Genomic DNA, 13,390 nt, shown 5'->3' with positions numbered 1-13,390 from the left:
AACGGATTAAATGAATCCCGGTTCACTGCTAGCGCCGGACGAATTATAGCCCTGTTTGGGCGGCTGTACAGGTAGGGATAGCCCTTAGGCCCTCACCCCCCCTGAATTCTCGCGCACCCAGTTCTCCACGGCGGCAATCGCCTCGGGCAGGCCCTCCGGGTCACTGCCGCCCCCCTGTGCCATGTCAGGACGGCCACCACCCTTACCGCCGACCTTCGGTGCAATGGCCTGCATAAGGTCACCCGCCTTGAGCTGGCCAGTGAGATCCTTGGTCACGCCAGCCACGAGTGTGACCTTGCCTTCGGCCGCAGCCCCCAGCAGCACCACGGCGCTGCCGAGTTTGTTCCTGAGCTGGTCGACGGTTTCCATCAGGGCCTTGCGGTCGGCTCCCTGCATGTCTGCAGCCACCACCTTAACGCCATTGACGTCCACGGCGCTGTCCGCAAGATCACTGCCGGCGGCACTGGCAAGCTTGCCCTTGAGCTGCTCCACTTCCTTCTCCAGCTGGCGATTGTACTCCACCAGGGATTCCACACGTTCGACCGCAGATTCAGGCGCTCCCTTGACCAGCGCCGCAATGCGCCCGAGACGGGCCTCCTGCTCGCGGTCATGGGCGAGGGCCGATTCACCGGTCAGCGCCTCTATGCGGCGCACGCCGGAGGAAATGCCGGTTTCCGTAACAATGCGGAAGAGGCCGATATCGCCGGTGCGCTCAACATGGGTGCCACCGCAGAGCTCGATGGAGAAGCCCTCTGTTCCCATGGACAGCACCCTGACAGTATCTCCGTACTTCTCACCGAAAAGCGCCATAGCGCCCATGGTCTTCGCCGTATCCATATCCGTGACGCGGGTTTCCACTGCCGTGTTCGCGCGGACCTGTTCGTTGACCATCCGCTCGATACGCGCCAGCTCCTCGCCGGTTACCGCCTCGAAGTGGGAGAAGTCGAAGCGGAGCCGCTCGGCATTCACCAGCGAGCCTTTCTGGGCTACATGTTCGCCCAACACCGTCCGCAGGGCTGCGTGCAGAAGATGGGTGGCGGAGTGGTTGAGCGCCGTATGGGCCCGGCGCTCACCGTTCACCTCGGCATGCAGGGCCATACCCGGCTCAACCGTACCGGCGACGACCCGACCAATGTGTCGATGGTGGCCATCCTCTTTCTGGGTGTCCTCTACCTCAAAACGGCCGCCGGACCAGCTCAGCACACCGGTATCGCCCACCTGGCCGCCGGATTCGCCGTAGAAGGGCGTGCGATCCAGCACCACCACGGCCCGTTCGCCTACGCCCGCAGCACGGCGCTCACCATCAACGAGCACGGCCCGGACCTCGCCCTCGTCCTCGAAATTGCCGTAACCAGTGAAATCGGTCTGGCCGTCAAGGCTGAGCCCGGCGTTGTAGTCCATGCCAAACTTGCTCGCCGCCCGTGCGCGTTCACGCTGCGCCTCCATGGCCTTCTCGTAGCCTTCATGGTCCAGCGTCAGGCCGCGCTCCCGGGCGATGTCGTTGGTCAGGTCCACCGGGAAGCCGTAGGTGTCGTAGAGGGTGAAGACAGTCTCTCCGGGAATCTCACTGCCGCTGAGCTGGGCAATATCATCCTCCAGCAGCCTCAGGCCCTTTTCCAGGGTCCGGGCGAACTGTTCCTCCTCCTGCTTGAGGATCTTCTCGATCTGCGGGCGTGCCCGGGTCAGCTCCGGATAGGCCTCGCCCATCAGCGCTTCAAGCGGCTCTATGAGCTTGTGAAAGAAGGGGCCGGTGGCACCCAGTTTGTTGCCGTGGCGGACCGCGCGGCGGATGATCCGGCGCAGCACGAAGCCGCGCCCCTCGTTCGAGGGCATCACGCCGTCGGCAATCAGGAAGGCGCAGGAACGGATATGGTCGGCGACCACACAGACCGATGCCTGATCCTTGTCCACGCCCCCCAACTGTTCGGAAACCGACCCCAGCAGGGACTGGAACAGGTCGATCTCATAGTTGCTGTGCACGCCCTGCAGCACGGCGGCGATGCGCTCAAGGCCCATGCCGGTGTCCACGGACGGGCTCGGCAGATCATGCATCACGCCATCGGCAGTGCGGTTGAACTGCATGAAGACGATGTTCCAGATCTCGATGTAGCGGTCGCCGTCCTCATCCTCACTGCCGGGGGGGCCACCGGCCACGTCCGGACCATGGTCGTAGAAGACCTCGGAGCAGGGACCACAGGGGCCGGTATCACCCATGGACCAGAAGTTGTCGGACTTGTAGGGCACGCCGTCCTCGTCGCCGATACGGATGATCCGGTCCGCGGGCACCCCGATCTCCTCATTCCAGATCCGGTAGGCGTCCTCATCGGTCTGGTAGACCGTGACCCAGAGTTTTTCCGCGGGCAGGCCCAGCCACTGCGGGTCAGTCAGGAAGGTCCAGGCAAAGTTGATGGCTTCGCGCTTGAAGTAATCGCCAAAGCTGAAGTTGCCCAGCATCTCGAAGAAGGTGTGGTGACGCGCCGTGTAGCCCACGTTCTCGAGGTCATTATGCTTGCCACCGGCGCGCACACAGCGCTGGGAGGAAACCGCACGGGTGTAGCCCCGGTCCTCGCGCCCCAGGAAGGCGTCCTTGAACTGGTTCATGCCCGCGTTGGTGAACAGCAGGGTTGGGTCGTCCGCCGGCACGAGCGAACTGCTGGGAACAATGGTGTGGCCGTTCTGACGGAAATACTCCAGAAATGCACTGCGCAGCTCGGCTGTTTTCATAGCGGACTCGGACCCATTCTCTTAGTGATGAGGATTGCATTGATTCTGAAGGCGACACTCTAACACAGCCGAAAAAAGCCGGGGAACGCGCCATACGGGGACCGCATCACGCCGCGGGCAACCCGCCGCCTCGCCGCGCCAGCCCTGAGCCGGTACAATACCGACCACCTCCAGCAACAGCCGTGACCCTGATGAACAGCGCCCCCGCCACCTCCGACTCGCACCCTCCGGCCCCGATCTGGCGCCGGCTGATGGCCATGCTCTATGACAGCCTGCTGTGCATTGCGCTGGTCTTTGTGGTCACAGCGGTCTACACCGGCCTGCACAAGCTGCTGATCAACATCGGCCTTTTCAGCGACCGCTACGCCACCATGGCGGAGCCCGGGGGCAGCATCGGGCATGATCCGGTACTGACGCTGGTGCTGGCCGGCAGCCTGTGGCTGTTCTTTGGGTTCTTCTGGCGCCGTGCAGGCCAGACGCTGGGCATGCAGACCTGGCGGATCCGGGTCGAGAACGCGGACGGATCCGTGGTCAGCTGGAGCCAGGCTTTACTGAGGATCGTTGCAGGCGTTGTGAGCTGGGCAACCTTCGGGCTTGGCTGGCTGTGGCAGTGGCTGGATCCGCAGCACCGGAGCTGGACGGATCGCCTGTCGGGAAGCCGCACGGTGCAGCTGCCGAAAAGGAACAAAAAGCAGTAAACGGCGTCATCCTGCCCGGCGCAGCAGCACCACACCGATGCTCCCGGCAATCGCAATCGGCACGATGGTGGCCAGCGCGGGGCTGAAGCCGTAGACCAGACTCATGGGCCCGAGCAGGTCCTGGGTGTACTTGAAGCCGAGCCCGGCCAGCAGCCCACAGAAGATCCGGAACCCCATGGTGACCGAACGCAGCGGACCGAAGACAAAGGAAATGGCGAGCAGCACCATGGCGGCGGTCCCCAGCGGCTGCAGGGTCTTCTTCCAGAGCGCCAGCCAGTAGTCGCTGGCATTCAGCCCCTGGTTCTCCATATAGGTGGCGTAGGTATAGAGGCCACTGATCGCCAGCCGATCCGGCCTCACGGTCAGAACACTGAGCACATCGGGCGAGAGGCCATTCTCCCACCGGAACGTGTCCTGCTCCTCCGTGCTCACGGACTGCTCCCGGATCCGGGAGTGGCTCACATCGTGCAGCAGCCAGTAATCGCCCTGGTATTCCCCGCGTTCGGCATAGAGGGCCTCCTCCAGCCACTCGTCCTCACCGAAACGGAACAGGGAAACGCCATGGAGTTCGCCATTGGGCAGCACCGTGTTGAAATGCATGAAGACATCGTCCTCGCGGTGCCAGAACCCATGGGTTGCCGCGGCCTGCCCTCCGTGCCGGGCGACTGCCTTGTTGCTCTGGGCGGCCTGCTCCAGCGGCGGGGCCACAAAATCCCCGATCAGCAGGCTGATAACAACCACCACCAGCGCCGGCTTCATGGCGGACCAGGTAACACGCCCCAGCGAAACGCCAGCGGCCCGGATCACCACCAGCTCGGAATTGTTCGCCAGCTGTCCCAGGCCCACCAGGGCCCCCATGAATGCGGCCAGCGGCAGAAACTCATAGATCCGCCGTGGCAGGGTATAGAGCATGAAGAGGAAAGCCTCCCACGCCTGGTAGTCGTTGACCGTATCCTCCAGCTCCGCGATGTAGGCGAACACGAAATCCAGTGACTGCACCACCAGAAGCACCAGAAGGATGGCGGCGGCCACCACCCGCATGATGTAGCCGTCAATCAGACGCATGACGCACCCCCGCAGCCCTGCGCAGCCGCATTGCAGGCCACCCCAGCATTGCCACACCCAGGGCGAGAAAGGCGCCATGCACAGCCCAGAGCCCCGCACTGGCCGGAACCTGACCCGAGGCAATGGCATCCCGCCCCAGGATCAGAACGCCCAGATAACTGATGAACACCAGAATCCCCGGCAACAGATGGAAGAAACGGCCCTGGCGTGGATTCACCCGGCTCAGCGGAATGGCGAGGACCGTGATCACCAGAACCAGCAGCGGCAGAGACAGGCGCCAGTGGACCATGGCCTGGTCGGCACGTGCATCAGACGCCATGAGCGCCACTGTGGACTGCCCTTCCCGGGACCCCCCTGAGCTCACGCCCCCGGGCGACTCGATCCTGAGCCCGTAATCCTCAAAGGTCATGGCATCGAATTCCGCCCCGCCCGGGCGCCCCTCAAAACGGACGCCCTCATGCAACACCAGGAAACGCTCACCATCGCCTTCGACGATCTGGGTACCCTCAACCGCCTTCATCAGCGTGAAACGCCCGTCGTCACCCCCCTCCGCCATGAAAACCCCTTCCAGGGTCTGCTTGTCATCGCTCATGGCCCGGGTATAGGTGACACGGTCGTTCGATCCCACTTCCTGGAAACGGCCCGGCGCCAGCATCTCGAAGCCCGTGTGCTGGGCCTGTTCCGCAAAGATACGGTCGACCTGCTGGATCCCTGCCGGCGTCAGCCACAGGCTCATGGCCCCCACCAGGCAGGCCACCAGCAGACCGGGGCCCAGTGTCAGGAACAGGACCTGGCGCTCGCTGACCCCGCAGGCGGTCAGCACCGTCATCTCACTCTCCTGGTACATGCGCCCGTAGGTCAGCAGGATTCCCAGGAAGAAGCTCAGCGGCAGGATAAGCTCAAGGAATTCCGGCAGGCGGTAGCCCATGACGATGAAAATGACGTTGGCCGCGTACTCGCCTTCCGCAGCCGACGCCAGATACTGCAGGAAGCGGCCACTCATGAAGATGAGCAGCAGCACCAGCGCAACGGCGGTCATGGTGGTCAGGACCTGACGGCCCAGGTACCGGAAAATGATGAACACAGGCAGTCCCAGCGTCTCGCATCGCCTGACAGGAAGGGCCATTCTAGATAACCTGTAGCAGCAATGACAGCCAACCCCGGAAGACACCATGAGTCACTGGTTCCACATCCTGGCCGGCTCCGGCCGTGACGCCCGCCTGCTGCACGCGGCGAGACTGGCGGAAAAAGCCTGGCAGGATGGTGACCGGGTAGCCCTTTTCTGTGATGCCCCGGAGACCGCCGAAGCGCTGGACGGGATGCTCTGGTCCTTCCGCCCGGAGGCCTTCCTGCCCCATGACCGGCTCCGGAGCAGCGACCAGCGTGCGGACGCACCCGTGGCGGTACTGGAATGCGAGCCGACAACCACAGACTGGGACACGCTGATCATCGTCGCGCCCAGCCTCCCCGCCACGGCAGATGGCTTTGCCCGCCTTGCTCTGATCGCCAGCAATGACGACGACAGCCTCCAGCGGGCACGCGCCCAGTACCGGCAGCTGCGTGAGTTGGGTATCACCCCGCAGGTCCACGATTTCCGCAAGCGGGACTGACGGTTCGCCGGTGACGGACCACCATGTATAATCGCGAGTCTGTTAACCTTTAATGCCTTAACCCACACCAGCAGACCCGGGCCGAACAAGCATGGACAAGACCTACCAGCCGGAAAAGATCGAGAACCAGTGGTACCGGACCTGGGAAGAGCGCGGCTATTTCGCGCCTTCCGGCGAGGGCGATCCCTTCTGCATCATGATCCCGCCACCCAACGTGACCGGCAGCCTGCACATGGGCCATGCCTTCCAGCACACGCTCATGGATGCGCTTATCCGTCACCGCCGCATGAAGGGCGACAACACCCTCTGGCAGGTGGGCAGTGACCATGCCGGCATCGCCACCCAGATGGTCGTGGAACGCAACCTGGCCAGTGACGAAGGCCAGACACGCCATGACCTCGGGCGCGAGGCCTTCATCGACAAGGTCTGGGAATGGAAGCAGCAGTCCGGCGGCACCATCACCAGCCAGATGCGCCGGCTGGGCACCTCGGTGGACTGGGACCATGAACGCTTCACCATGGACGACGGCTTCTACCGCGCCGTCCAGGAAGTCTTCGTGCGGCTGTACGACGAGGACCTGATCTACCGCGGCAAGCGCCTGGTGAACTGGGACCCCAAACTGCACACGGCCATCTCGGATCTCGAGGTTGAGAACGCCGAGGAACAGGGCCATTTCTGGCACTTCCGGTATCCGATCAACGGCGGGCAGACCACCTCCGAAGGGGCGGACTACCTGGTGGTCGGCACCACCCGCCCGGAGACCATGCTCGGTGATACCGCCGTGGCGGTGAACCCGGAGGACGAACGCTATAAACACCTGATCGGCGGCACCATCCGTCTGCCGTTGGTGGAACGCGACATCCCGATCGTGGGCGATGAGCACGCCGATCCGGAGATGGGCAGCGGCTGCGTCAAGATCACGCCCGCCCACGACTTTAACGACTACGCGGTGGGTCAGCGCTGCGGTCTGCCACTGGTGAACATCCTCACGCCGGATGCCAGCATCCGTGAGCAGGCCGAGGTCTTCAATGCCGACGGCACGCCCAACCATGAGCTCAACGGCACCATGCCGGAGGCTTTCACGGGCCTGAACCGCTTTGACGCCCGCGAGAAGATCGTGGAAGCCATGAAGGCGGAAGGTCGCCTGCAGGGTGTGGATGACCATACGCTCAAGGTCCCGCGCGGCGACCGTTCCGGCCTGATCATTGAACCGCTGCTGACGGACCAGTGGTTCGTGGCCATTAAGCCCCTCGCCGAACCCGCCATCAAGGCCGTTGAGAACGGCGATATCGAGTTCGTGCCGGAGCAGTACGCCAACATGTACTACGCCTGGATGCGCGAGATCCAGGACTGGTGCATCTCGCGCCAGCTGTGGTGGGGTCACCGTATCCCGGCCTGGTACGACGGTGACGGCAACGTCTACGTGGGTCGCACCGAAAGCGAGGTCCGCAGCAAATACAGCCTGTCCGACGATTGCACAATGCAGCAGGACGAGGACGTACTGGACACCTGGTTCAGCGCCGCACTCTGGACCTTCGGCACCCTGGGCTGGCCCGAAGATACCGAGCGCCTGCGCACCTTCCATCCCACCCAGGTGCTGGTCACCGGCTTCGACATCATCTTCTTCTGGGTCGCCCGGATGATCATGATGACCCTGCAGTTCATGAAGCACGAGGACGGCACGCCCCAGGTTCCGTTCCAGCAGGTGTATGTGACCGGCCTGATCCGTGACGAGCACGGCAACAAGATGTCCAAGTCCAAGGGCAACGTGCTTGACCCCATGGACATGATCGACGGCATCAGCAGCGAGGACCTGGTGGCCAAGCGCACCGCCAACATGATGCAGCCGCAGCTGGCCGAAAAGATCGCTAAGAACACACGCGAGGAATTCCCGGAAGGCATCCAGGCCCACGGTACCGACGCCCTGCGCTTTACCCTGGCGGCGCTGGCTACCACCGGCCGCGACATCAACTGGGACATGAAGCGCCTCGAGGGCTACCGGAACTTCTGCAACAAGCTCTGGAACGCGGCCCGCTACGTGCTGATGAACACGGAAGGCGAAGACTGCGGCACCTCGGGCGAACCTCTGGAGCTGTCACTGGCCGATCGCTGGATCCTGAGCCGCCTCCAGACCTGCATCGAGGAAACCAACAGCTTCTTCGACCATTACCGCTTTGATCGTATTGCCCAGAGCATCTACGACTTCCTCTGGAACGAGTACTGCGACTGGTACCTGGAGCTCTCCAAACCAGTGCTCTACGACGACAATGAATCCGCCGAGCACAAGCGTGGCACCCGGCGGACCCTGGTGCAGGTTCTGGAAACGGTACTGCGGCTGGCCCATCCGCTGATGCCCTTCATCACGGAGGAAATCTGGCAGCGCGTGGCCCCGCTGGCCGGCGTGACCGGCGAAACGGTCATGCTCCAGGCCTATCCGGAGCCGGACCGCAACCTGGAGGATGCCGACGCCGAGGCGGATATCGAGTGGCTCAAGGGCGTGATCCTGGCCGTGCGCAATATCCGTGGCGAAATGAACATCTCCCCGGCCCGGGCATTGCCAGTGCTCCTTCGCCACGGCGACGAACAGGACCGTGAGCGCATGGAGGCCAACCGGACCTTCCTGAAATCCCTGGCCAAGCTTGAAAGCATCGACTGGGTCGATGACGGCGAGGCCCCGCTCTCCGCCACACAGCTGGTGGGCGAGCTGGAAGTGCTGGTGCCCATGGCCAACCTCATCGACAAGGATGAAGAGATCGCGCGCCTGAGCCGGGAGCTGGAAAAGCTCGACAAGGAGATCCAGCGCCTGGGCGGCAAGCTCGGCAATGCCGGCTTTGTCGAAAAGGCACCGGCAGAGGTGGTGGAGAAGGAAAAGGCCAAGCTGGAGGATGCGGAAAGCCAGCGCCAGCGGCTGAACGAGCAGCTGGAACAGATCCGGGCGCTGTAAGACAGCGTATTCCGGGAATCAGTCACAACGGAAAACGGACGGACGCATGGGCAACCGCCTCTCCAAGATCTACACCCGCACCGGCGATGACGGCACCACCGGTCTCGCCGATGGCAACCGCATCGCCAAAAACAGTCTGCGGGTCGAAGCCATGGGCACCATGGACGAGCTCAATGCTCAGATGGGCATCCTGATCGAGTCACTCGGCAGCGAGGAAACGGAACTGAAGGAAGTGCTGCAACGGGTTCAGCATCACCTCTTCGATCTGGGCGGCGAGTTTGCCATTCCAGGGAGTCGCGTGGTCGCGGACAGTCACATCGATTGGCTCGAAAGCACCCTCGACCACTGGAACCAGGACCTGCCGCCGCTGAAGAACTTCATCCTGCCCGGTGGGTCCATGCCCGCGGCCCAGTGCCATATGGCACGGGCGGTATGCCGCCGCGCGGAACGGATTACGGTGGCGCTTGGTCATGAGGAGTCCATCAACCCGGACGCCCGCCAGTATCTCAACCGGCTTTCGGACTTCCTGTTCGTCGCCTCCCGGGTGCTGGCCCGCCGCGAGGGCGCGGCGGAAGTGCTCTGGGACCAGCAGATGAGCAAGCCTACACCCTGAAGCGCTCGACCTGTTCGTGCAGTGAGGCGGTCAGGTCCGATAGCTCACGGCTTGCGGAGAGGGTCTCTTCGGCGTTGCCCGCCGTTTCGCGACCCACCTCGGAAATCGTCTCGACATTACTGTTGATGTTGTTAGCGACCGCGGACTGCTCCTCCGCCGCCTGGGCGATCTGCTGACTCATATCCACGATCCGGGAAATGGCGCTGACGATGTTCTCCAGTGCCTCGGTCACCTCACTGGACTTGGTCACCGTCTCGTTGGTCACCTCATGGCTGTTGTTCATGGCACTGACGGCGTCCTTCACGCCGGACTGCAGCCGCCCGACCATCTCCTCGATCTCTTCCGTGGACTTGTGCGTGCGCTGTGACAGCGAGCGCACCTCATCCGCCACGACCGCAAAGCCGCGCCCCTGCTCCCCGGCCCGGGCCGCCTCAATGGCCGCGTTCAGGGCCAGCAGGTTGGTCTGCTCGGCGATCGCCTTGATCTCGTCCAGCACCTGACTGATGCTGTCGCTGTCGTTGCTGACCCGGTTGATGACGTCCGCGGAGCCCTTGATCTCATCCGCCAGCCGGTTGATCGTCTGCACCGTATCGCCGACCACGGCCCGCCCCTGGTCCGCCTCGGAATCGGCTTCATTGGCATAGTCCGACGCCTGCTGGGAGCTCTGGGCCACTTCCTGGACCGTATCCACCATCTGCTTCATGGCGTCGTTGATCTGGTCCGTCTCCTGCATCTGGCGGGAGACGGCATCCGAATTGGAGGTGGCTGTCTCGTTTACGCGCCGTGCCTGCTGATCCACCCGGTTGACCGTCTCACGCACGGATTCCACCAGCTCGCGGATGCTCTCGGTCATGCCGTTGAACTCGGTGCTGAGTTCGCCCAGCTCGTCCCGGCTGTTGAGTTCAAGCTGCACCCGCATGTCGCCATCCGCCACACGGCGGGCTGAATCCGCAAACTTGCGGATGGAGGAGCGCACTGAGTAGTAGAAACCGGTATATAGCCAGACAATGATCAGAAGAACGACCGCAAGGGAGGCAAAGATGATGGTCCGCTGCTGGCGTTCACTGGCAAGACGCGCCTGCAGCTGGCCCCGGATGGCGTCGAGTATGTCATTGCCCACGGAGTAGAGCTGACCGATGGGCTCGGACACACGGGCATCGTACTCCTCCGCCGGAAACTCAAGCCTGAAGGGAGTGATCACCTCCTCTTCCATAAGGTCACGGATCTCGATGGGCGCCTTGCTGAGCCGCTCCGCGTCCTGGGTGAAACGCTGACCGATGACGGGTGCCGCATCGAAACCAAGGTCGAAGGCCGTCTGCAGCTGGTTGCTGACATTGGTGAGGCTGTCATAGATGCCGTTCATCCGCTCACTGAGCGGCCCCGAGAGCCGTCCCTCATTGAGGCCATGAAGGCCGAAGGCACGGGCCTGGCCCATCTCATCGGCGACCGGCGTCATGCCATTGATGACCAGTTCCAGCAGCATCTGCACACTGTTGGACGGATCCTGCCCCAGCCCGCTGACCTGGAGCACCGTGTTGCGCAGCGCCAGTGTCTTCTGGAAGAAACGGTCGTAGAGATTGAACTGACGATCAGGGGTCTGCAGGTACTGATCCTCCTCCAGCATACGGGTCCAGGCCGAGGTCACCTCATCCAGCTGCGTCTTCAGGGTATCCCCGTTATCCAGGGTATCCGCATAGTCGCTCAGTACCTGCAGCTGCTCGGTAACGGCCGCCCTGGCCTGCTGCGACTTGTCCCGGAGTCCGCCTTCGAGCTCCCGCACCCGCACCACCGTGTGGTAATCGCGGAAGCGCTGGGCACTGCGCACCAGGTCATTGGCCTCGGCAACCGCCTCTGTACCATCGATCGCCTTGTTCAGGTCATCAATGGAGGCATTCAGCTGGCTCACCAGGAGATACCCCAGTCCCGCTATAGGGATCAGGAACAGAACACTGATCAGGCTGAACTTGTAGACAAACTTCAGCCTGTTCATCAGCAGAATGGCGGGGGTCAGCAGTTTCTTCACGGTACGCCCTCCGAGCGTTCAAACACACCAGTCGTACTGGCAGGCCGGCCCTGGATCCTGCCGGCGCTATCGCCTGTGTGCCGCACTCCGATGCGGCGTTATTCGATTCACAGTAGCCTCTGAATCATTCCGTGCCCGGAAGTCTAGGTCAGATATGCACCGGGACAAGCATGATCCGTCAGTTCCATGGGCTGTTTAACGACTTTTTCCCGCGGATCTTGAGCCTTCAGGGCAGAATCCCCATGAGCGCGAGCACAGCCAGAACCGCCAGCCAGACAAGCAGGCTGCGGTTCAGCAGATGACGCACGGCCAGCAGACTCCTGTGACCGTAATCCGACCACCCATCCGGGTCATGGGCCTGGAAGCGGGCAGGATCCAGGGCGTAACTGGAAAGGGCGCTGCCGGCGGCGATCAGAAGCACCTCGCCACAGCTGTCCGTCCGCCGGGGACGGCGATTACGGGGTTCACCCGACCAGCCGGAGAAGTCTCCCGCCAGGGCAAAGCTGAATGACAGCAGCCAGCGCGGCGGTACAGCGAACCAGTGAACCCAGCGCCCGAACCGGGCGCGGACTCTGGTGGAAGGGTAGTGGTCGCGCAGCATCAGGGCGACCAGGATCAGTACCACCCCGGCGGGGCCCAGAAGAGCGTACCAGAACAGCGGCAGGAAGTAGCGCTCAAAGGTGGTCTGGATCAGCGCACCGCACACGCTCAAGTGAAGTTGTTCCGGCGCCAGTGCCGCGCCCCGCTGCTCCACAGGCAGCAGTGGCGAGACATGATGCCAGGCTGCCTGCATATCCCCGGTGCGCCAGGCCGCACTGTAGGCCCTGAGCGGTGCCCGCCAGCCCGGCATGCCGGTACCGGCCACCAGCAGTGCGAGCGCCAGCAGGCTTGCCCAGAGCCCCCCGGCGATACCACTTGTCCCCCATGAAAGCAGACCGGTGAGAACAACGAGCAGTCCGTACAGGGGCAGCAGCCAGCGCAGCGTACCCCGCCCCCCGTCCTTTTCCGGCGGTGCATGCTCCAGGAGCCGCCTCTGCCAGCGGCCCGGATCCAGCCAGCCGCGGGCATCGAGTTGCCGGCGCAGCATCCAGGCCAGAAGAATCACCAGAAGACGCATCAGCTCAGTCCCTCTGCCGTCTGTGCAATGCCCCGCCGGAGCCGCAGCCAGTCAAAGGCGGGCCCCGGATCGGTCTTGCGCTCCGGCGCAATGTCGGCATGCCCCACAACCCGGTCCGGGGTAATATACGGGAAACTGCGCATGATGCCCCGGGCCAGCGGAATCAGGCGGTCGTACTGGGCTTCCGTGTAGGGCGTGTCATCGGTGCCCTCCAGCTCAATACCAATGCCGAAGTCATTGCATTCCGCCTGGCCATTGAAACAGGAACGCCCGGCGTGCCAGGCCCGATCCAGCAGGGAAACAAACTGCACCAGTTGCCCGTCGCGCCGGATCAGAAGGTGGGCCGATACACGCAGGTCGCCCAGCCGCTCAAACCAGGGGTGTTCACCGCAGTCCAGGGTGTTGCAGAAAAGACGCTCGATGGCGTCGCCCCCGAACTCACCGGGAGGAAGGCTGATGCCGTGAACCACCAGCAACGAGACATCGATGCCTTCGGGGCGGGCATCGTGGTTGTCCGAGGGCATGGGGGTCGCCGCCGGAAGCCATCCCTCCGGGTTGGGCGTCAGGAATTCAACAGGATCACTGGCCAATGCGCT

The 13,390-nt window shown here is 63.3% G+C and carries 10 protein-coding genes; 4 read left to right on the top strand and 6 right to left on the bottom strand.

What is annotated here, in order from left to right; translation table 11 throughout:
• Positions 1–84: 84 nt before the first annotated feature.
• Positions 85–2,724 carry an alanine--tRNA ligase gene (gene alaS, locus F3089_RS01005; RefSeq protein WP_151439009.1) on the bottom strand — a complete coding sequence of 880 codons (2,640 nt, stop codon included), beginning with the start codon at positions 2,722–2,724 and terminating at the stop codon, positions 85–87.
• Between the two features lie 191 nt (positions 2,725–2,915).
• Between alaS and F3089_RS01000 the strand changes: the two genes are divergently transcribed.
• Positions 2,916–3,422, top strand: a complete 507-nt coding sequence (locus F3089_RS01000; RefSeq protein WP_151439008.1) for an RDD family protein — start codon at positions 2,916–2,918, stop codon at positions 3,420–3,422.
• 6 nt (positions 3,423–3,428) lie between these two features.
• Here the strand turns inward: F3089_RS01000 and lptG are convergent, their stop codons facing one another.
• On the bottom strand, positions 3,429–4,487 hold the full coding sequence (gene lptG / locus F3089_RS00995) for an LPS export ABC transporter permease LptG (protein WP_151439007.1): 1,059 nt from the start codon (positions 4,485–4,487) through the stop codon (positions 3,429–3,431).
• Positions 4,474–5,613, bottom strand: coding sequence for an LPS export ABC transporter permease LptF (gene lptF / locus F3089_RS00990; protein WP_225741632.1), 1,140 nt, complete (start codon positions 5,611–5,613; stop codon positions 4,474–4,476). The genes lptG and lptF overlap by 14 nt, the downstream gene beginning before the upstream one ends.
• 46 nt (positions 5,614–5,659) lie before the next feature.
• Between lptF and F3089_RS00985 the strand changes: the two genes are divergently transcribed.
• From F3089_RS00985 to F3089_RS00975, 3 genes are all read left to right on the top strand, one after another.
• A complete protein-coding gene (locus tag F3089_RS00985; protein WP_151439006.1) occupies positions 5,660–6,097 on the top strand; it encodes a DNA polymerase III subunit chi in 438 nt (145 codons plus the stop codon).
• A gap of 91 nt (positions 6,098–6,188) precedes the next feature.
• A complete protein-coding gene (locus F3089_RS00980; RefSeq protein ID WP_151439005.1) occupies positions 6,189–9,041 on the top strand; it encodes a valine--tRNA ligase in 2,853 nt (950 codons plus the stop codon).
• 46 nt (positions 9,042–9,087) lie between these two features.
• Positions 9,088–9,654, top strand: a complete 567-nt coding sequence (locus F3089_RS00975; protein ID WP_095617498.1) for a cob(I)yrinic acid a,c-diamide adenosyltransferase — start codon at positions 9,088–9,090, stop codon at positions 9,652–9,654.
• Here F3089_RS00975 and F3089_RS00970 read toward each other — a convergent pair.
• From F3089_RS00970 to ampD, 3 genes are all read right to left on the bottom strand, one after another.
• On the bottom strand, positions 9,644–11,677 hold the full coding sequence (locus F3089_RS00970; RefSeq protein WP_151439004.1) for a methyl-accepting chemotaxis protein: 2,034 nt from the start codon (positions 11,675–11,677) through the stop codon (positions 9,644–9,646). The genes F3089_RS00975 and F3089_RS00970 overlap by 11 nt on opposite strands.
• 226 nt (positions 11,678–11,903) lie before the next feature.
• Positions 11,904–12,794 carry a histidine kinase gene (locus tag F3089_RS00965; RefSeq protein ID WP_151439003.1) on the bottom strand — a complete coding sequence of 297 codons (891 nt, stop codon included), beginning with the start codon at positions 12,792–12,794 and terminating at the stop codon, positions 11,904–11,906.
• The gene (gene ampD / locus F3089_RS00960) at positions 12,794–13,384 is read right to left on the bottom strand and encodes a 1,6-anhydro-N-acetylmuramyl-L-alanine amidase AmpD (protein WP_225741631.1); all 591 of its coding nucleotides are present in this window, start codon (positions 13,382–13,384) and stop codon (positions 12,794–12,796) included. The genes F3089_RS00965 and ampD overlap by 1 nt, the downstream gene beginning before the upstream one ends.
• Positions 13,385–13,390 lie beyond the last annotated feature (6 nt).

Source organism: Halospina sp. K52047b (assembly GCF_008709855.1).
Classification (GTDB): Bacteria; Pseudomonadota; Gammaproteobacteria; order Pseudomonadales; family Oleiphilaceae; genus Halospina; species Halospina utahensis_B.
Note: the sequence above shows the minus strand (reverse complement) of the source record. Positions and strands in the feature narration are given on the sequence as shown.